The organism is Pseudomonas sp. NFACC32-1 (assembly GCF_900101215.1).
Classification (GTDB): Bacteria; Pseudomonadota; Gammaproteobacteria; order Pseudomonadales; family Pseudomonadaceae; genus Aquipseudomonas.
This window is the reverse complement of record NZ_FMUL01000006.1, coordinates 233,027-253,247: the sequence shown is the minus strand read 5'-3', so window position 1 is coordinate 253,247 and position 20,221 is coordinate 233,027. Positions and strand designations below refer to the sequence as shown.

11 protein-coding genes are annotated in these 20,221 nt (G+C 63.5%); 1 reads left to right on the top strand and 10 read right to left on the bottom strand.

The features are described 5' to 3' along the window. Positions 1-256 precede the first annotated feature (256 nt). From BLP99_RS12595 to BLP99_RS12575, 5 genes are all read right to left on the bottom strand, one after another. Entirely contained in the window at positions 257-1,576 is a 1,320-nt protein-coding gene (locus BLP99_RS12595) for an MFS transporter (RefSeq protein WP_072395264.1), read from the bottom strand. Positions 1,577-1,875: 299 nt separating this feature from the next. Then, positions 1,876-3,021 (bottom strand): CfaE/CblD family pilus tip adhesin, encoded by a 1,146-nt coding sequence (locus BLP99_RS12590; RefSeq protein WP_072395262.1) that lies wholly within the window; start codon positions 3,019-3,021, stop codon positions 1,876-1,878. Beyond that, the gene (locus BLP99_RS12585) at positions 3,018-5,705 is read right to left on the bottom strand and encodes a TcfC E-set like domain-containing protein (protein ID WP_092180420.1); all 2,688 of its coding nucleotides are present in this window, start codon (positions 5,703-5,705) and stop codon (positions 3,018-3,020) included. The genes BLP99_RS12590 and BLP99_RS12585 overlap by 4 nt, the downstream gene beginning before the upstream one ends. 72 nt (positions 5,706-5,777) lie before the next feature. Further along, positions 5,778-6,275: a CS1 type fimbrial major subunit gene (locus BLP99_RS12580; protein WP_072395258.1), complete on the bottom strand. Its 498-nt coding sequence runs from the start codon at positions 6,273-6,275 to the stop codon at positions 5,778-5,780. 90 nt (positions 6,276-6,365) lie between these two features. Beyond that, complete coding sequence (locus BLP99_RS12575; RefSeq protein ID WP_072395246.1) at positions 6,366-7,118, bottom strand: fimbrial protein TcfA; 753 nt, start codon at positions 7,116-7,118, stop codon at positions 6,366-6,368. Between the two features lie 329 nt (positions 7,119-7,447). Here BLP99_RS12575 and BLP99_RS12570 point away from each other — a divergent pair, with 329 nt between their 5' ends. Beyond that, positions 7,448-7,777: a hypothetical protein gene (locus BLP99_RS12570; protein WP_143007948.1), complete on the top strand. Its 330-nt coding sequence runs from the start codon at positions 7,448-7,450 to the stop codon at positions 7,775-7,777. A 112-nt stretch (positions 7,778-7,889) separates the two neighbouring features. Here the strand turns inward: BLP99_RS12570 and BLP99_RS12565 are convergent, their stop codons facing one another. From BLP99_RS12565 to BLP99_RS12545, 5 genes are all read right to left on the bottom strand, one after another. Continuing rightward, positions 7,890-9,239, bottom strand: coding sequence for a sigma-54-dependent transcriptional regulator (locus tag BLP99_RS12565; protein WP_256327853.1), 1,350 nt, complete (start codon positions 9,237-9,239; stop codon positions 7,890-7,892). Next, on the bottom strand, positions 9,232-10,998 hold the full coding sequence (locus BLP99_RS12560) for a sensor histidine kinase (RefSeq protein WP_256327852.1): 1,767 nt from the start codon (positions 10,996-10,998) through the stop codon (positions 9,232-9,234). Before BLP99_RS12560 ends, BLP99_RS12565 begins: the two co-directional genes overlap by 8 nt. A gap of 88 nt (positions 10,999-11,086) precedes the next feature. Then, entirely contained in the window at positions 11,087-13,924 is a 2,838-nt protein-coding gene (locus tag BLP99_RS12555; RefSeq protein WP_143007947.1) for an RHS repeat-associated core domain-containing protein, read from the bottom strand. A gap of 3 nt (positions 13,925-13,927) precedes the next feature. Beyond that, positions 13,928-18,382 carry a SpvB/TcaC N-terminal domain-containing protein gene (locus tag BLP99_RS12550; RefSeq protein ID WP_092180441.1) on the bottom strand — a complete coding sequence of 1,485 codons (4,455 nt, stop codon included), beginning with the start codon at positions 18,380-18,382 and terminating at the stop codon, positions 13,928-13,930. Between the two features lie 237 nt (positions 18,383-18,619). Then, on the bottom strand, positions 18,620-20,143 hold the full coding sequence (locus BLP99_RS12545) for a fumarate hydratase (protein WP_072395238.1): 1,524 nt from the start codon (positions 20,141-20,143) through the stop codon (positions 18,620-18,622). Positions 20,144-20,221: the final 78 nt, after the last annotated feature.

Genomic DNA, 20,221 nt, shown 5'->3' with positions numbered 1-20,221 from the left:
GAAACTCATGTTACGCTTGTTAAATCGATTAAAAAGCGCAAAAAAATGCTTAAAACAATCGGTTAAATAGATATGTGGGCGGCAGAGGCCCAGCGGTCGATAAAACTCATCACCGGCAAGGTCAACGGCGTTCTGTTGAGGATGAGAATGAGAGGCAGGCATTAACCAGAGATTAATGTCGGATAAATCTTTCGATACCGAACGAAAAAGGGGCGAACCCAGTAGGTTCGCCCCTTCGTTTTGTGCACCTCGGTGATCAGTCGGTCACGATCCGCGAGTGTTTGCGGGTGTCCTTCATGGTGATGTACACCAGCAGCGACACGGCGATGCACGCCGTGACGTACCAGTAGTAGCCGGTCTCCATGCCGATGCTCTTGAACCACAGGGCAATGTATTCGGCGGTACCGCCGAAGATCGACACGGTCAGGGCGTAAGGCAGGCCGACACCCAGGGCGCGGATTTCAGTGGGGAACAGTTCGGCTTTCACCACGGCGTTGATCGAGGTGTAGCCACTGACAATGATCAGCGCGGCCATGATCAGGAAGAACGCGCCCCACCAGGTCTGGATGGTGTGCAGGGTGGTCAGGATCGGCACGGTGAACAGTGTGCCGAGGATGCCGAAGGCGATCAGGATCGGCCGGCGCCCGATCTTGTCCGACAGGCCGCCGATCACCGGCTGCAGGCACATGAACAGGAACAGCGTGGCAGCGGAAATCGTGGTGGAGTCGGAGATGCTCATGCCGACGGTGTTCACCAGGTATTTCTGCATATAGGTGGTGTAGGTGTAGAACGCCAGGGTGCCGCCCATGGTCAGGCCGACCACGGTGAGCAGTTCCTTGGGATGGCGCAGCAAGGTGCGCATGGCGCTTTCCTTGGACTTTTCCTTCTTGGTGAACGACTCGGTTTCTTCCATGCCGCGACGCAGGTACAGCGCCACGATCGCGCACAACGCGCCGATGGCGAAAGGAATACGCCACCCCCAGGCGTACAACTGTTCGCTGGTGAGGAACTGCTGCAGCACGATCAGCACGCCGAGGGCGATGAGCTGGCCGGAAATCAGGGTCACGTACTGGAAACTGGAAAAGAAGCCGCGACGTTCCTTGGTCGCCATTTCGCTCAGGTAGGTGGCCGAGGTGCCGTATTCGCCTCCCACCGACAGGCCCTGGAGCAAGCGGGCGAACACCAGCAGGATCGGCGCGCCGACGCCGATGGTTTCGTAGCCGGGGCTCAGGGCGATGATCAGCGAGCCGAAGCACATCAGGTACACCGACGCCATTAATGCCCGTTTGCGGCCGGCACGGTCAGCGTACAGGCCCATCAGCCATCCACCGATAGGACGCATCAGGAAACCTACGGCGAAGATGGCGGCGGTGTTGAGCAACTGGGCGGTGGTGTCGCCCTTGGGGAAGAAGACTTTGGCGAAGTACAACGAGAAAGCGGCATAGACGTACCAGTCATACCACTCGACCATGTTGCCGACCGAGCCGCTGAAGATCGATTTGATCCGGCTGGCGGTGGTTCTTTCACGGGCGGGCACGGCAGCCGACCCAAGGGGCAGGGCGTTGGAGTTATCCATTGAAGGATCCTTCGTTTAATTGTTTTTGTGGAGCGCGCGGAAACGCAGCCTGACAGGGCTATAGCAGGAGCTGTGCCAGGAGACGAAGGGCCGGTCTAGAGCGGCTGGCGTTGGATAATGAGCGGAAAACCGCCTATCGGTGTCGTGAGGGTGAGCGGGAATCCGCTTACTAGGAGGGGCTGTGTTGTTGTGGCCGGCCTCATCGCGAGCAAGCTCGCTCGCGATGAGGCCAGGCCAGTCACTGCAAGAAGAACGACCTGACAGAAGCGCCTTGGCGCAGCTTCTGTCCAGTGCCAGCCTCAGGGTGAAGTCGTCGACGGTGTGAACTCCAGTTTCAACTCGCCCCGGTATTGCCCGGTGTTCTTGTCGATCTGGTTGAAGGGCGGTGTATCCAGGGTGATGGGCCATGGGGTGCACACGACCGGGAAGGGCACGTTGGGCAAGCGCACGGCGCGGATATCGGCATTGTCGATACCGGTATGGGCCACCGTTTGTCCCGACACGTGCTGTGTCTCCCCCAGGTTGGCGGTGCGGGTGCGAACCCGGTATTCGATCCGGTTTCGCTCACCCGTGCCGCCGGAGGCATGGTGCACGAAGAAGCGGCCCTCCATGCCGGGCACGGGGTTGGCGCCGGTGATGCGCACCTCGTAACGGTGGCTGTTGGCGTTATAGCCGTCGTAGAGGCACGCATCGACCACCGCCTGGCCGGATACCACGCCGCCCGGCCCGCTGCTCAATGGCCGGGTGCGCAGGTTCAGGTCCACCTGCGGGGTGCTGATGCCGTAGGCGGGCAGGTAGATCTGCACGTTATTGTGGTCGGTGACGTCCAGTTTGAAGTCGACGGTGTAGGTATGGGCGCTTCCGATAGGCTGCGAGTAGAACCTCCTGAGCTTCATGACCAACTGCGCCGTCCAGATGCCACCGGAGGGCAATTTGGCGAGTTCCGAGCGAGGAATCCACAGGGTGGAGGCCGTGCCCGTCACATCTACGCCCTCGCAGTTCCCGGATGAGGTTGATGTCAGCATCCAGATGCTTTCTCCCCACGTACCACAGGGACTGTTGAGCGGGTGTCTGCGTATGATGTTGCCCTTGACAGTCAAAACCGTGGAGAGTCGACTGCGTTTTTCCGTGAAACGCAGCAGTATATCAGTGGTGCCCCACCTTCCTCCGGCGGTGGTCAGGCACTGGCCTGTCGCGGGATTGGTGTTGGACAGGCAGACAAAGTGCATCGTTCTGTAGCTCGAATGTTCCACAGGCTGTTCGTGCCAGCCATGGATCATTCGCGTCCAGATGTAATGATCGGCGGGCGGAGTCGAGCGGTCGAACTGCAGCATCTCGGATTGATAGTGGTTGCCGGGATGGATGTCCCCCAGCACCGGCAGCGCAGCGAACGCGCCGATCAGTGCGCCCAGGCGACGCGCCCAACGTTGAAAGGTCGAAGTCATGGCAGGTTTCTCTTGTCTGGCGATAACGCGGCGCTGCGGCGTGCCGTCCAGCGTCCCAGTCGATCGGGGTCGTTCAGGTCCTTCGGCAATGCGTCCAGGGTGGTGCTATGGCAGGTGAGCGTGCCGACCTGCCGCAAGCTGCTGCGCGCGGTCGCCGACTGCACGGCACAGGCGTGCACCCCGTTCAGGTCCAGGGCGAACAACGGTTGCGGGTGTTTGGCCAGGTCGACGACGAAGCTGCCGTCCTCGGCGGTTTCCATCATCGCCGCGTTGAGGATGGCGGCCTGTGCCAGCGGTTGGCCCTGGGCATCCACCAGGCGTCCGACGTAGGTGTAGCTGAGGCTGGATTCGATGTACTGCACCGCCAGCTTGCCGGGTGGCAGGAACCAGTCGCGGCTGCCGTTGCCGACGTTCACCGTGCTCAGGTTCTGGCGCGAGGCATCGGCATCGCTGATGCGAGTCTGGGAAACCTGGAAGCCATTGATCGGAATCAGCCGTTTTTCACCGAAGCCGATGCTGGTCTGTGAGCCGTAGCCGCCACTGACCTTGGCCGCGGCACCGTTTGCATTGTCCGCCGGCGCCGCGACGATGCCGACGGCGGCTCCGGGGCCCGTACCGCCTTGGCCGTGGCCCCAGAAGAAACCCTCGCGCCCCAGTGCCAGGGAAGAGGAGTGGTTGCCGCTGAGGCCGGGGCGTGAATCGTTCCGGTCGCCGCCACGCTGCGACACCGCCAGGCTCGTTTCGCCCCAGCTGCGCTCGAGGCGCCCGGCCAGTTCGGCGTCCCAGCGGCCGAGGTCGTCGTAACCCAGCCCGGTGTTCAGTTCGTTGCGACCTTGTTCGCCGTCCCAGACCCGGGTGTGGGCCAGGCTGGTCCGCACGCTGTCGCTGGCGGCCCGTTCGCGGCGCGCGTCCATGCCGACACTGCTATGCCGGAAGCCGCCGGAGGTGGAGCGCTCGTTATGGGACAGGCTGAGGCTCAGGTACACGCCGTGGTCGGTGGGCCGGTTGCCGCTCTGGTTGCGAAACGCGCCCACCCGGTGGGTGAGGTGGAACTGCCCCAGGGGATGACCGCGGGAGAAGCCCACCTGCAGGGTGCGGGCCCAGGTCGCGGTGGTCAGTTCGTCGGTCAGGTCCGGCTCGCCGGGCAACGTGTTCCAGTAATAGGAAGGGTTCACCTGGGCATAACGGTTGTAGCTGTAGCCGGCACTGAGGGCGCCGCCGGCCAGGGGCAGCGAGGCGCTGGCCGTCAGCGATTCGTTGCAGCCACTCTGCTGGTAGGTACGCCGGTTGTGCTCGCAGGACGGGCTGCGCAGCGAGTAGCGATAGAGATTCCAGGACAGGCCATGGTTGAACGTCAATTGCTGGCTGTTGCCGCTCGCCCCGTCATTGCCCTCCAGGATAGCGGCCGACAATGACCAACTGCTGGCGCCCAGCGTACCGGCCCAGTCCAGGCGGCTTTCGTTGTAGAAGGCCGTGTCCAGCCAGGTGATGCCGCTGGTGAGCGCCAGGTTGTCCAGCAACGGCACCCGCAGGCCGGTCTGGACCACGGCGGCGGGGTCCTGTTCGTACAGGGAGTGCTCGGCCGTGCGCCCGCCCTGCAAGAACCATTGCACGGTGTCATCCCCCAGGCCGTTGCCGTCGGTGCGGCTGAAGGGCACGGTTTCGGTACGGGTCACCTGGCCGTTTTCGATCACCCGCAGGGTCACCGGATAACTGCCGTTGGGGAAGGTGCGGGTGTCGACGTTCTGCACGCCGGCATCCAGGTAAGACGTCGAAAGCAATTCCTCGCCGCGAAAGGCGTCGACGCGGGCGCGCTGGGTCAGGATCAGGGAGATAGGCGTGCCCTGCCCGACGACATCGCGATTGAGGTAGGCCAGGGTGGTGCCGACCCGGGCACCGTCGATCCGGCCCAGGGGCAGCAGGCTGAAATTGAAGTTGCCGCCTTCGGCGCTGGACAGGTTGCTCATGTCCATGCGACCTGCCTGTGCATAGTGTTCGCGGTCGAAATCGCGCCGGTAATAGGCGTTGTTGAATTCCAGGTTGCTGTCGCTGCCACGCTTGTTCTGGTTGGCCTGGTAGATCCAGGTGAATCCCAGGTGGCTGTTTTCACCCAGGCCCAGTGCACCGAGGCCGCTGGCGCCAAGGGCACGGTAACTGTCGGACTGGGCGATATTGATGTTCTGCCGGTGGACGAGGGCGTTCTGCGCCTCGCTCGGTGTATGCAACCGCAGGGTCGAGGCCTCGTTGGTGGGCAGCCAGTCCTTGCGCAGGAGCATCTGGAGCCGGGCGCCGGCCTCGTCGAGGATCACGGCCACTGCCTCGGTTTCCAGATAGCCGCAACTCGCCTCGCTGGCCAGACCGTAGGAGCAGGCCAGTTGGCTGTTGCTGGGCAAGGGCTGTGACAGCAGTGGCAACAGTTCCTGGGGCGTGGCCAGCGCGCCGGCCTCCACCAGCAGGGCCGCGATGCGTTCCGGTTGCTGGAATTCGATCCGGCCGGGCCGGACCAGCACTGGATGCAGGCCGAGGTTGCGATTGAACAGTTGCAGCTCGAGTTGTTCCACCTGACCCTCGACCAGGGCTTCGAAGCCAGCCGGTACCCGAGTCAGGTCGTCGGACGTGGCCGCTACGGCATCGGCCAGCGCCCATGAAAGGGAAATGGAGAGTGCGGTGAAATGGAGTTTCATACGGGGCCTTGGCGAAGAAAAAGGGGAGGTACGACGGTGCCGTACCCCCCCTCTGGGGAGGACCGACGGTCGTTACGGCTGCTGGGTCAGGACCAGGCTGACGATGCCTTCATAGCGGCCGGCGTTGGCGATGGCGCCGACGGTGGTCTGGCGGATGTCCAGCATCTGCTCGATCGAGCCGCTGGTCGGGTCGCCGCCAGGGAACAGGTCGGCAGCCGACAGGGAGACACCGGTGGTGTTCAGTGCGCGTCCACCGAAGCTGACGGACAGGGGAACGCCCGTGGCGGCGGGATTGGTCATGTTCGCCAGCACCGGGTTGGTGATCAGCCGCAGGGTCATGTCTTTGTCGGTGTCATTGCTGAAGATCCGCGTTCCCAGGCGGGTAGGCTGCAGACCCGCGCCTGGCAGGTAGGCCATCTCCATGGAAGCCGGCAGCGGGCTGCCATCGGACTGGAGCAGTTCGATCGTCGGATCGACATCGGCGTAGACCAGGATGCTTTTTTCCACCGCCAGGGCGGGCAGTGAAACCAGGGCAGCCAGTGCCAACGGAGCGATTTGGAACAGTTTCATGGGGTGTTGCCTCTTTGCTATGGATGAACAGGGCCAGACCACGTGCAAGGCACGTAGCTCAGGTGAAAAAGGGGGTAGTGGGGTGGGGCTTTAAGGCAGCACGGCCAGGGTGCGGGGCTGCTTGTCGTCGCTGGTCACGAAGCGCATCAGCACGTTGCCGTTCACGCCGGGCGGCGAGACGGGGAGTGTGCTTCCCGGGTACAGGCTGCGATTGACGTCGTTCCAGATGCAGTCTTTCTCGCCCTTGGTGTCGGCGCAGCGGCCGACTTGCAATACGCCGACGCGCAGGGTGCCGTCGTTGCGCAGGGCGCCGCCGTTCTGCTGCAGGCTGATGCTGGTGCGGCGTTCGTCGGGCAGCAGGCGTACCAGGGCGCCCCAGATCAGGTTGACCCCGATCCTGGGCTGGACGCCTTGCTCGGAGGTGACTTCATCCGCCAGGTCCGGCGCGGCCACCGGCTCGAAATAAACGCGGTAGACGGTTTCCTCGCTGGGGATCGCTTGCGCGATAATACGTACCGTACGACTGGCGCCCGGGGCGAGCACCGTGCGTTGTGGCGACACGACGATGCCCTGGGTATCGGCGGGAGACAGCGGGCTTTCATGTTCGTCCGGTGTACCGGGGCGCTGGATCCGGGTCACGCTGACCTTGATGTATTGCACCTTGTCCGATTTGGAGTGCAGTTGGATCTGGCCGATACCGTCCTGCTCGGCGCCGATGGTGCTGGTCATCGGGTAGACCACCATGTTGGCGGCCGCCGGCATCGACAAACCGAGCACCAGCGTCAGGAGTGCCAGCTTGCTCGAGACAGCCCATCGAACGGTAAATGTTTGATACAAATGCATGTCTGACCTCAAGTGGGTGAGAAAACATCAAGGTTTTCAATACGCTTGGTGGAGGATCCTGCCCTTGACCCCGGGTCCGTAGCGGTGAAGAGAAATCTCTCGTCTCGGGGGCGAGCTATATTTGTGTTACTTCCTTTTGTGCTACAGATGCATCCCTATTTCATGTAGGAAATTTCCAAAGTAGATTCAGACCCAACGCACCTGAACACGCTGGCTGCCGTCAATGAGGTGACTTCTCGGACGCGCGGCATTGGCACGGGCATGGTGGATTCCTGTGAGGCAAAGATGAGTGTTGTTTGTCCGAATTATTTTGGTGGGATAGTTACACCATGTCAATAGATTTGGTGGGATATATCCACGTTCGCTTGCGCGAAGAGATTGACCGTTGCGGTTTTTCGTTGGCGGCCGCCTCCCGGGCCGCCGGGGAGTCCAGCCCGCAACGCTTGAAGGAAGTGGTGTCCGGGCGGCAGAAATGCCCGGCCGACCTGGTGGCGAAACTGGCGGTGATCGGCGTGGATGCGCAGTACGTCCTGATCGGCGAACGCGGGCAAGCCGTGAAGCCATCATTGGCGCCTGATGAGGAAATGCTATTGGAGAGTTACCGCGCCCTGGATGTGGCCGGCAAGAAAAGGATGCTCGCCAGCCTGGTCTCAAGCTAGGCGCTGCGTCCACCGCGAGCAGGCTCGCGTCCATATGGAATGGCGGGTGTCTGCGGTATGGGGGGCCGACACCGCAGCGGTCCGAACGATGGCCGATCCAGGCCTTGCGGCATCAGCTGTCCTGCAGGAACATTTCTCGACTCAGCCCATGGCGCTGCATCTTTTCGTTGAAGGTGCGGCGTGGTAGCTGCAGTTCTTCGAGCACCGCTTTCACGTCACCCTTGTGTCGGGCCAGGGCGGCGCGCAGGCATTGGGCTTCGAACGCTTCCTGCCGGGCCGCGAGGGATTGGCCTGGCTCGCTTTCCAGTAGGTGCGGCTGGTCCAGCCCCAGTAACTGGCGTTCGGCGACATTCGCCAGTTCGCGCACGTTGCCCGGCCAGTCGTGGCTCAGCAGATGGCTCAGTTGCGGGCCGCTCAGGGGCGCGGCGCGGCGGCCGAGGCGTTCGGCGGCGCTGTGGGTGAAGTGTTCGAACAGCAGGGGAATGTCTTCGCGCCGCTCACGCAACGGCGGCAGGCGCAGCTCGGCGATGTTCAGGCGATAAGCCAGGTCTTCGCGAAAGCGTCCGGCCCGGGCTTCTTCCAGCAAGTCCGGCTTGGTGGCGGCGACGATGCGCAGGTCCACGGCAATGCTCTGGTTCGAGCCCAGGCGTTCGAGCTTCTGTTCCTGCAATACCCTCAGCAGCTTGACCTGCTGGGCCAGAGGCATGCTTTCGATCTCATCGAGAAACAGCGTGCCTCCGTCGGCGTATTCGAGCTTGCCGATGCGCTTGCCCTGGGCGCCGGTGAACGCGCCGCTTTCATGGCCGAACAGTTCCGCCTCGAACAGCGGCTCGGGAATGGCCGCGCAGTTCAAGGCCACGAAGGGCTTGCTCGCCCGCGGGCCGAAGTCATGCAGGCAACGGGCGACCAATTCCTTGCCGCTGCCGGTTTCGCCGCGGATCAGCACGTTGACCGGCAACGTCGCCAGGTCCAGTACCTGGCGCCGCAGGTTCTGCAGCGCCCGGGAAACACCCAGCAATGTCCCATCGAGTCGGGCCCTGGCGTCGGCCTGTTCGTGCAGCCGCCGGTTCTCCAGGACCAGGGCGCGCTTGTCCAGGGCACGGCGCAGGCTGCCGAGCAGGGCTTCGGGGCTGAAGGGTTTTTCCAGGAAGTCGTAGGCGCCGTCACGCATGGCTTCGACGGCCATGGGCACGTCGCCGTGGCCGGTCAGCAGAATCACCGGCAGATCCGGGTCGCGCCGCCGTACTTCGGCCAGCAGTTCCAGGCCGCTGAGCCCAGGCATGCGTACATCGCTGAGGATCACCCCGGCAAAATGCTCAGGCAAGCTCGCCAGGCACTCCTCGGCGCGGCCGAACAATTGCACCTGGAACCCCGAGAGACTCAGCCATTGCTCGACGGCGCTGCGAATGCTGGCTTCGTCGTCCACCACCATCACGTTTTGCAACAGGGACTCGCTAGGCATGCAACTGCGCCTCCTGGTCGATGGGCAAGGTCACGCAGAATACCGCGCCGTTTTCATGGTTGTCCGCCGTCAGTCGTCCGCCGGACTCATGGATGATGGCGAACGAAACCGCCAGCCCCAGGCCCAGGCCGTCGCCCACGGCCTTGGTGGTGAAGAACGGATCGAAGACCTGCGCCAGGTGTTCCTCGGCGATGCCGCTACCACTGTCGCTGACCGTCAGGCGCCACAACTGATCATCGGCCTCCAGGCGTATTTCCAGGCGTTTGAGCGGTTGTCCGGCCATGGCGTCGAGGGCATTGCGCAACAGATTGATCAACACCTGTTCGAGGCGGATCGCGTCGCCACGTACCCACGCCGGGCGGGCCAGGTGCAGCACGGTGTCGATCTGCTCATCGCGCAGGCGTGTCTCCAGCAGTTGCAGGGCCTGGTCCACCACCGCCGCCAGGTCCAGGCGTTCGCGCAGGCCGCTGGGGCTTTTGCGGGCGAAGGTCTTCAGGTGGCCGGTGAGGGCGGCCATGCGGGTGAGCATGTCGTCCACCGGCTTGAGGGCCTTGTAGGCATCATCGACCCGGCCGTGATCCAACAGCAGGCGCAGGGTCGCCAGTTGCGTGCGCTGGGCGGTCAGCGGCTGGTTGATTTCATGGGCCAGGGCCGCCGACATCTGCCCCAGGGCCGCCAGCTTGGCCGATTGCACCAGCCCTTCCTGGGCCGTGCGCAGCTCCCGGGTGCGCTCTTGCACCAGGCGTTCGAGTTCGGCGCGGCTGCGCTGACGCAGTTTCGCCAGGCGCCAGCGCTGGTTGAGAAACAGCAACAGGAACACCAGAGCCAGCCATGAGCCGGCAGCGGCGAGCCCGGCGTTGCGCAGGTCCTCGAAGGCGATCTGAGGAGGGCGCAGCAGGTGCAGCGTCCAGCCTTCGGCAGGCAGCGGCAGGGACTCCCACAAGTAATCCGCAGCGCCCTCGGGAGCCTCGACCCGGCTCAGATGGCTGTTGTCGTCAAAGCGCCGCAACGGCTCGAAGGACAGCGCTTGCAGCGGCTGCTTGTCGTATTGGCGGGTGGCCTTGAGCTCGGCGCGATCGCTGTCGGTCAGGGGGCGCAGGTGGCGATAGCGCCAACCCGGTCGGTTGGCAATGAAGATGATGCCTCGGGCATCGCTGACCAGCAGGGTGTCGCTGCCCTGGCGCCATTCTCGTTCGAGCTCGGGAAATTCCAGCTTCACCACCATCGCCCCGAGGAAGCCGCCGTCGTCGCCGGTCACCGCGCTGGACAGGAAGTATCCCGGGATGCCGCTGGTCACGCCCACCGCATAAAACCGCCCGGTGCCCTGGGTACGGGTCTGGAGAAAATAAGGCCGGAACCCATAGTTGTGCCCGACGTAGCTGCTGGGCAACCGCCAGTTGCTGGCCGCCACCGCCAGACCGGTACGGTCGAGCAATTCCAGGGTGGACGATTGCGCGGCACCGTTGATCTTTTCCAGTTTGCGATTCAGCGCATCCTGCTGCGCTGCGCTGACGGGACCGTGGAGGGCCGCGCGCAACTCCGGGTCCAGGGCCAGCACGGCGGGCAGGGCACGGTAACGGTCGATCAGGGTGTGCAGGGAATTGGCGTACAACGCCAGTTGCTGGTTCGCACGGCTGGCGTCTCCCTCCAAGGCCGCGCGTTCGGCGTGGCGCACGGCCAGGGCCGCGGCGCCGACGGCGCCCGCCAGGATCAGCAGGGTATACAACGACAGACGCAAGGTACGGGAAGTCGGCAGCATGCTGGCGCGAACCGGTAGAAAGTCGGGCGCGCACCATAGCATGCTGACCGTAGCCAGGGCCAAGATCACGCGCGTGCCGGCCAGGCGCTCAAATGTACGGCTGCAGTGCGCGGTTCCATTGTTGATGAGTCATGTTCACCCTGTCGGTCAGGACATTGAACGGGGCAGAGCCATCCTGGGACTCCATCAGGATGTTGGCGCAGTTGAAACAGGCGGGGAAGGCCGAGGCGGTCTTGGCACCCTTGAGTTTCTGCGTCACGACCAGAATCTGCGACGGATCGGCTTCACCCGTCATGGCCTTCTGAAAAGCCAGCGCAACGTGTCCGCCGACGCTCTCGGCATGCATGCCTGGAAGCCCGGCGGATTTGGGCAGGTAACTTCCCCCCGCGACGATATGGGCCTTCAACCGCCTCTGGAGCAGGGGTTGAAACGTGGGGGTTTCGTACTCCAGGCCCGCCAGGTTGATCGGGTCGGGGTTCGTGCCTTTGTAGACCTTGATGGGACGTTGGGTGTCCTGGTACGTCTCGATGAGCTTCTTCTCCAGGAATGTCTCGTAACGGTCGATATCGCCGAACTTGAAGATGCCCCCCGAGACCGGATCGTCTCTCTCCAGGCCTTGTTCGGCGGGACGATATTCCACGACGCCGTGGCGTTCCACCGTTAACTGGGGAGGCAACGGGATATTGAAGAAATCCGTCAGTCGAATCGTTTCGTCAGGTGTCGCGCCGGGTATTTCAAAGCCCGCATGGGCGACCAGGTTGTCGTCCCTGTTCTTCTTGAGAAACAGCTCGGCTTCCGGGTTGTCGCTGAAATGGATCTCGCGCATTTTTTTCACTTTGGCCGGTGAGCCGGTAATAGCGGGCAGCGGGTTGGCCCCGCCTTGCAGAATGAGCTGGGTACGCTCGCTCATGAGCGTGAGCAGCTCGTTGCCCCCCTGGAGCGTCTTGCTGTCCTTGTTCAGGCCCAGGTTGTCCGAATAGCGCATAGGGTTGTTCCCCACCATCGCATACAGGTTCAACCCATCCACCGGCCCCGCCGGGTCCGGGTTGACCCAGCGCATCGTCCACGGCGCGTAGTAACGCAATCCATAGCAGTAAAGCCCGCTGGCGTCCCGTTCCTTGCCGCTGTAGCGGATGGTTTTCTGGCTGGCCTGTACCTCGCAGTCCGCTGCCCACCATGCGGTGCCGCCGAAAGGGTAATACCCTTCATGGCTGATGAGCCGGGCGTCCTGATCCAGTTCCTTGACCAGTGAGCCCAGGTGGTCTTCCAGGCTGTAGCGCAACTGGCCCTGGTCGATTTCTTCCGGCCGGCCTTTTTCCCAGTAGAGTCCCCGCACGTTGAAGCCCAGGCCTTGCAAGGTGCAGACATGCAGCGCCTGGCTGTCGTCCAGGGTGCGGATCTCGAGGCCGGGCAAGTAGCGCACCTCGCGCACATGGCGCGTAGCGGCCGCCTGGCTGCTTTGCCGCTTGCGCACACGCAAGCCCTGGGCGTCGTAGACGTAGCGCTCCTCATCGTCGCCGCTGGCCAGGCGATGCACCTGTGTCACGCCGTGCAACTGGTTGCGCAGGTTCCAGGTCAGTTGCCTGCCGGTTCCGGGCAGTGTCAACGGGTTGCCGTCGGCATCGAAGCTCAGGTCATCGCCGGGAACATCGCCCTTGCGCCACTGCACGCAACGATTGCTCGACGGGTCCATGGTCAGGTGCAGCGTATGCGCCTGGCCCGGGGCCGCGCTGTTGTGGACCAGTGTCTGCAGATTGCCGCCTGGGTCGTAGCGATAATGCTGGGTGTAGGGCGTGCGCAGTGACAGGTCCATCGGCGGGATCAGCGCCGGCAGTTGCGGTTGAGTGCCGGCGCCGCCAGCCTCCAGGCCCGTGGCGCTTTCCAGGCGATACAGGCTGTCGTAGGTGAACCGGCGGACGCCCTCGATGCGCTGGTTGGCGTGATAACGGGTGACATGGGTGTGGTCGGTCAGGGACGTCATATTCCCCACGGGGTCGTACCGGTAGCTGAAGTGTTGAAGGACGTCGCTGTCTTTGACAGCCTTTTGTTCAAGCAGGCGTCCATTGGCAGGGTCATGGCTGTAGGTGGTCATGACCCCGTTACCGGCGACATATGCGTTCAGTCTACCGTCGGCGTTGTATTGCATGCGTTGGACAATCACCTGCGCGATGGGGCTGTCGGCCCATTGCAAGTGAGTGGCCGCGAGCTGTCCGGCGATGTCGAATTCCCGGCGTTGGGCATGGCCCTTGGCATCCCTGTGGCCCAGGATTTCAGTCAGGGCGCTGTAGAACCAGTGTGTGTCGTAGGCAGTGGGTTCGAGCAGCGCATCGCGCTCGGTTTCGTTCCGGGGCCAGTGTGGCGAGTCCAGCGTGACGAGAAAGCGCCGGGACTGATGGAGCGAGGCACCGGCCATTGAATAATCGATCATCGATAGACGCCCGGCAGTGTCGTAATGCTCCACCAGCCGACCGCATCGATTGCGCCGGGCACTGTCGCTCGAGCTGTCGCCATAGTGCAGGTATTCGACGGCGACCCAGGCCTGGTCCCGGCCTCGTTCCCGGATCGCCACGGGGCGTAGTCGCGAGTCGTAATCGATGTGTTGCTCGCTGCCGCGCCCGTCCCAGCCCCGCAGTTTCTGTCCTGCCACGCCGAAGAGCTCCCGACGCATTCCGCCGTCGACACTGTGGGTGAGCAACGGGGTTCCCGACAGGCTATAGACGCTATGCAGGTTGGCCGTTTCCGTACCGTGCAGGCGAGGGTCCCACTGGAAAATGATGCGGCCGGCCACGTCATGCGCCTGGGCAGTGATCAGCCGCTGTGTCTGATCGCCGCTGGAGTCGCGCAGGTAGTCCACGCGCCGCACCGGGCCGGCGCGTCCGTCGAACACCGCCAGCACTGGCGTGTTTGCGTGGGGCTGGCTGTTCACCTGTCAGGCCCCGGGATCCGTATCGTTGTAGTCATGGTCGCATTGATACCAGGGATGATAGACATGCCAGGCCTCGTGTCCCTTGGCATTGATGACCTTGACCAGGCGTCCCGGCGGGTCGTAGAACTGCTGGTCGTGGTAGCCGTGGGCACGCAGCGAGGCGTCGTTGATGTAGCGCCAGGCATCGGCGAAATAAGGGCGATAGACTCGGGTGACCAGCCCTTTGTTGTCGTACTCGACACGCTGGCTCACGCGCCAGCGTTGTTCGGCCAGGTGTTGCAGCGGCTGCCCGTTTTCCAGCACCAGCGAACCGTCCTCGGCCACGGCGTAGGCCTGGCCGGCCTCGACCCGTTGCTTGGTTTGCAGGGCACGACCGAAACCGTCGACGGCGCTGACGGCGATGCGGACCTGCCGTAACGGATCGTCCGGGTAGCGATCGGCGCTCAGCACCACGCTGTGGGCCGGTTCCCGGGGTGCGGCATTGACCAGCACCCAAAGCAGTTCCTCGGCGGCGCTGCGTTGTTTCAGTTGCGCCAGGCGGGTTCGGCCTGAGGCACGGACATGGCCATCGGGCAGCAGGTAACGCTCGCGGATCCACTCGTCGCGCTGCGTCGAGAGCACCAGCGTGACGTCGAGCGAGCCCATCCAGCTGAGCGCGTCGGTGCGCACCGCGCTGGCGATATTGCCCAGGGTTTCTTCCGGATAGGCGATGGCATGACCCGGCGTCAGGTCCTCGGGCGGACGGTAACGGGCGATGTCATCGAAGCCGGCCGGAACGCCGTTTTCGGTGCCATGGAAGGTGATCCCCAATGGCACCCCGCCGGGGCCATACAAGGCTTGCTGGATGTTGTCGTTGGCATCGACGATCTGCTGCGGCAACAGCGAGTGGTAATCGTATCGGACACGGGTCTTGCAGCCGTCCGGCAGGGTTATGGCGATGCTCATCAGGTGGTAAGGGTCATATTCGACCGTCGTGATGCCATGGCTTTGGGTCTCTTGCAGGGCACTGACCTGGAAAAAACCCTCCAGAGGCTGGTAGATGGCAAAGCCGAGCTTTTTCGACCAGAGGTTTTCAGCCATGTCCTCGTCGGGATCTTCCGGCAGGAACAGTTTCATGGGCTCGTAGCCTATGGTTTCCAGTTCCTCGCGAATATCGAAAGGGGGCGGCACGGTGTCGTAGGCGTCCAGAGCCTGTTTGTCGAATTCAGCCACTTCCAGAGGGCCACGCAGGGCTTGGAAGGCGATGTCATCGTGCTCGTCCAGCAGGTAATTCTGTTCCTGCAGTGCGATCAGTTGCCGGGCGGCGACCCAGGGCGCGGAATCCTGGTGTTCGAGGAACGTTTCGTAGCTGATCTGCCTGGGGTTGAGTCCCTGGGGCAGTTCGCCTTTCGGACGTTGCAACCCGTTGGCCCTGGAGCGCCATGGCAGGCCCAGACGCTGGCGCAGCCCGGTGTCGTCGATCAGGTGCAGGTGCTCGGCCCGTTTCTCGATGATATGGAACAGCTGCTGCTGCTCGTCATGGGCATCGCGCCACCAGGTGTTTTCCAGTTCGTCTTCGAAGGGCGGTGAGTCCAGGACGGTGAGACGACGGGCATAGTGAACGGCGAACCCGTGGATGAGCTGGCCGAAGAGGTTCCATTTCAGGTTGATGTCGTGCCGCACTTGCGGATCGTGGGGGAAGCCGTCGTATTGATGGGTGAGGGTCTCCAGCTCCAGCACCAGCAGGCTTTTCTGATGGGCGTGGGGATGGCGCAGCAGGTAGCGCTGTTGCGTCACGGTATAGGGCCTGGGGGGGCCGTCCGGATCGACGGGATGGGTTTCACTGCGCAGGACGTAGCCGCCCAAGGCATAGGCCATTTCCCGAGCGGTGTCCGGGTCGGGAACGATGATCTCGTTGGCCTCGTCGCTTTCATGGAAGCGGGCCAGCAGCGTCGGCCCCAATGGCACCGCGTCGGCGTCGCCTGCGAAACAGTCCCTCAGGGGCTGGTCGACGGTGCGACCGGTGTGGAACCAGGTCTTGACCAGTACCGGTGCGGTGAAGCCCTCTTGCGCCTCGTCTTCGCAGACTTCGCTGTCGAGCTGGTACAACCGGCCGAAACCACGCAACTCACGGTGACGGCTGTCGTAGTCGCCTTCGAAATAAGTGAAGCGTTGGGTCAGGCAATTGCCGGTGATCTCGTCCCGCTGCTGTTGACGCGCCACCAGCAGCAGGGCCAGCGGCAGATAGCACACGGGGAGTTTGTCCTGGGCCACGTGCTGCTGCTTTTCATCCAGCCAGTATTGGGCGCTGCTGCGGTAGGCGAGGCGGGTGCTGCAGCCCATGTTGTTGTTCGTGCCCTCCAGCAGATAGGGGCGGGCCGTGACGAAATCATAGCGCCAGTGTCTGGGCTTGCCGATATCGGTCATGTGGGGCGTGCTGAGGATCAGGCTGGCGCAACCCAGGCCCTGCAGGTCGGCCAGGGTGACCTGGCACAGATTGTCGTACCGCACACCGGTGGGCCAGGGCACCCGGACCGGTGTCTGCTCCAGGCCATTGCCGCCGCGGTTGAGGTAGATGTCGAAGCCGTCGCTGTCGAGGTAGATCAGCGCGGGGGCGCCGGAGCCGTCCAGGTCGGCGATCCGTACCCGGTCGGCGTCGAACTCACCATAATGAAAGGGCAGGGCGCTCATGACGAATCCTTCGCCGAAACGCCCGTGCCCCAGGTTCGGCCAGCACTTGATCTCATCGAAGCGGATGCGACACAGCTCAGTGCTGTCGCTGCCCAGCAGGTTGCCGAACAACACCAGCTCGCTGCGTACGTTGCTGAACAGGGGCAATTCGCTGTCCGGTTCGTGGGGCACATTCACGCCAGGGGCGAATCCTTGTTCGCGCAGGTTGGCATACAGCCGCACGCTTTTGGGCCCGATCATGGCCAGGGAACGCAAGCCGTCGCCGACAAGGTCACCCAGTTGCGCGGCCGGGTGCAGGAATTCGGTCGGCAAGCGCTGCAAGCTCTGGAAACCTGACCAGCTGCGGTCCGGGTTGAGGGTGTAGAAGCCGTTCATGCCGGGCTGGGCGATGACCCAGTTGAGTCGGCCACTGCCGGTCAGGTCGGTCAACACTTGCAGTACCGCCGGGTTGTCGCTGGCGACCGGCAGGCTCTCCAGGCGTGACCACGGGCCGTAGGCGATCGTGTCGCCACCGGCCTCGGCGCGCTCGGGTTCGCGGTAATACCAGCCGTCGGTGTACCGGCAGAGGAAACCCGGAACACCCTCGCCGTAGAGGTCGACGCATTGATAATGCCGACCGTCCTCGATGGCCGGCATCGTCTCGAACTCGAGGAAGGTTTCGGGGATGAGGTTGAGCTCGAAACCGCTGTATTGCAGTTCCACGGGCGGCCGGTATTCGACCCGACCCTCGGCGTCCCAGGCCTGGTAATGGGCGGCGGTCAGCAGACTGTAGCCCAGTGCCGTCGAGGTGTATTCCAGCAGCAGTCGTTGTACCAGGGCGGGCTCGGTGCCGGTCTCGATGGGAAAGTGATGGAACATCAGGACTTGATGGCACAGGCGCCGCGTGCCGACTTCGAACCCGTACCGGTATGCGTGGATCGGGTCGCTGCGCAGGTGCCACGGTGCCTCTTCCTTGGTCAGCCAGGAAGGTTTCTGCGCAAGGTCGAGGGTGCGCTGGCCGTAGTCCAGGAGCAGGTGGAAATGCCAGTCCCGGTCTGCCGGGTCTTGGTCTTCGAAACAGTAAAAGGTTTCACTGGCCGTGGCGTTGCCGTAGCACACCCGGCGCAGGTAACGCTGGGTGCGATAGTCGTGGGGGCCGTCGAACGGGCCGGGATCGGCCGCGTATTCATAATAGATGTGCTCGCCCGAGGGGCTGACCTCCTCCAGCAGCAGCCATTCGGCGATGCGTATCGGCGCGGGAGGATCTGCCTCGGGGTCGATGGGTTCGGCGATGCGCGAGGCTTCAGTGCTGCCGTAGCAATACAGGTGGCCGTTGCTGCCCTGGACACGCCAGAACGGCGCGCCGCCGTCCGTGGGCGTCCAGAGTTCGTAGACGTCGAAGGCGCTTTCGACCCTGGGGTAATACCGCACCACCGCGCAGGTAGTGCCGCCGGGGCCTGCCTGGGGTCGAATGATCGGCGGCTCCAGTAATTCGGGCCAACGCTCGACGCCGTCGGCATCGATCATCACATCGTCGTCGGCATAGTGCGGAACGCCCTCGCTGCTCCGGCGGGCGATGCTGGGAATGGGTAGCCGCATGCCGATACCAAAGGTGCCATTGCCGCCCTGGCTGCCATAGAGCAGTGCCAGCGCGGGGGTCAGGTGACGGGCTCCGGACAAGGGTAATGGCAACTCGAACGAGGCGGCTCCCCGGGTGCCGACAGGGCCGATCCGGTTGCCGATCGTGGCAATGGATGCACTGGTGGAGAGGGTGGGGGGCACAATCTGGAGGGGCGTCTGTTCTGCCATCGTGATCATCTCGTTCGGCAACGCCAGGGCCATACCCGGCAAAACATGAGGATGCCAAGAGATGGGCGATGGGTAACCTGTCAGATCCGACAGGTGCGCAAGCAGGTCGATAAGTGGTAGGTACCCGGACAGGGACACCGTTGCCCCGGGTGAAAAGCGCTGTGCGGCAGTCCCGGCGGACATGAAAAAAGGCCGGCAGGTGAGCCACCTGCCGGCCTTTTCGGGTTCGACGTACGGTTATTGCACTTCGATCGCCAGGTTTTCGCTGATCTTCTTCTGCCAGATCGCCGGGCCGGTGATGTGCACCGACTCGCCTTTGCTGTCGACCGCCACGGTCACCGGCATGTCCTTGACCTCGAACTCGTAGATCGCTTCCATGCCCAGTTCGGCGAATGCCAGGACCTTGGATTTGCGAATCGCCTGAGCCACCAGGTAAGCGGCGCCACCGACGGCCATCAGGTAGACGGCCTTGTTGTCCTTGATCGCTTCGATTGCGGTCGGGCCGCGCTCGGATTTGCCGATCATGCCCAGCAGGCCGGTCTGTTCCAGGATCTGGCGGGTGAACTTGTCCATTCGCGTGGCGGTGGTCGGACCGGCCGGGCCCACGACTTCGTCACCGACCGGATCGACCGGGCCGACGTAGTAGATGAAGCGGCCCTTGAGGTCCACCGGCAAGGTTTCACCCTTGTTCAGCATCTCGACCATGCGCTTGTGCGCCGCGTCACGGCCGGTAAGCATCTTGCCGTTGAGCAACACGGTTTCGCCCGGCTTCCAGCTCTGGACTTCTTCCGGGGTCAGGGTATCGAGGTTCACGCGACGGGCCGACGGGCCGGCTTCCCAGACGATTTCCGGGTAGGCGTCCAGGGGTGGCGCTTCCAGGGAGGCCGGGCCGGTGCCGTCCAGCACGAAATGGGCGTGACGGGTGGCGGCACAGTTGGGGATCATGCACACCGGCAGGGAGGCGGCGTGGGTCGGGTAGTCCATGATCTTCACGTCGAGCACGGTGGTCAGGCCACCCAGGCCCTGGGCACCGATGCCCAGCTGGTTGACCTTCTCGAACAGCTCCAGGCGCATCTCTTCGATACGGTTCCGGGGGCCGCGTGCCTTCAGTTCATGGATGTCGATGGACTCCATCAACACTTCCTTGGCCATGACGGCGGCCTTCTCGGCGGTGCCGCCGATACCGATGCCGAGCATGCCCGGTGGACACCAGCCGGCACCCATGGTCGGCACGGTCTTGAGTACCCAGTCGACGATGGAGTCGGACGGGTTGAGCATCGCCATCTTCGACTTGTTCTCGGAACCGCCGCCCTTGGCCGCCACGTCCACTTCCACGGTGTTGCCCGGGACGATGGAGTAGTGGATGACCGCCGGGGTGTTGTCCTTGGTGTTCTTGCGCGCGCCCGCCGGGTCGGCGAGGATCGATGCACGCAGCACGTTCTCCGGCAGGTTGTAGGCGCGACGCACGCCCTCGTTGATCATGTCGTCCAGGCTCATGGTCGCGCCATCCCAACGCACGTCCATGCCCACGCGCACGAACACGGTCACGATGCCGGTGTCCTGGCAGATCGGCCGATGACCGGTGGCGCACATGCGCGAGTTGATCAGGATCTGCGCCATGGAATCACGGGCCGCCGGCGATTCTTCGCGCAGGTAGGCCTCGTGCATCGCCTGGATGAAATCCACGGGGTGGTAATAGGAAATGAACTGCAGGGCGTCGGCAACGCTCTGAATCAGGTCGTCTTGCTTGATCACGGTCATGAGTCGCGCTCCTCTCAAAGACGGGAACATTCAATAAGGTGTCGCTCGTTTGGGTGCATCGGTCGACGAACGGCACCT

Excerpts from the sequence above, each read along its gene's own strand:
- BLP99_RS12560 (WP_256327852.1), bottom strand. The coding sequence starts at position 10,998 with ATGCTGCCGACTTCCCGTACCTTGCGTCTGTCGTTGTATACCCTGCTG.
- BLP99_RS12580 (WP_072395258.1), bottom strand. The coding sequence starts at position 6,275 with ATGAAACTGTTCCAAATCGCTCCGTTGGCACTGGCTGCCCTGGTTTCA.
- BLP99_RS12595 (WP_072395264.1), bottom strand. The coding sequence starts at position 1,576 with ATGGATAACTCCAACGCCCTGCCCCTTGGGTCGGCTGCCGTGCCCGCC.
- BLP99_RS12590 (WP_072395262.1), bottom strand. The coding sequence starts at position 3,021 with ATGACTTCGACCTTTCAACGTTGGGCGCGTCGCCTGGGCGCACTGATC.
- BLP99_RS12570 (WP_143007948.1), top strand. The coding sequence starts at position 7,448 with ATGTCAATAGATTTGGTGGGATATATCCACGTTCGCTTGCGCGAAGAG.
- BLP99_RS12545 (WP_072395238.1), bottom strand. The coding sequence starts at position 20,143 with ATGACCGTGATCAAGCAAGACGACCTGATTCAGAGCGTTGCCGACGCC.
- BLP99_RS12575 (WP_072395246.1), bottom strand. The coding sequence starts at position 7,118 with ATGCATTTGTATCAAACATTTACCGTTCGATGGGCTGTCTCGAGCAAG.
- BLP99_RS12585 (WP_092180420.1), bottom strand. The coding sequence starts at position 5,705 with ATGAAACTCCATTTCACCGCACTCTCCATTTCCCTTTCATGGGCGCTG.
- BLP99_RS12565 (WP_256327853.1), bottom strand. The coding sequence starts at position 9,239 with ATGCCTAGCGAGTCCCTGTTGCAAAACGTGATGGTGGTGGACGACGAA.
- BLP99_RS12550 (WP_092180441.1), bottom strand. The coding sequence starts at position 18,382 with ATGGCAGAACAGACGCCCCTCCAGATTGTGCCCCCCACCCTCTCCACC.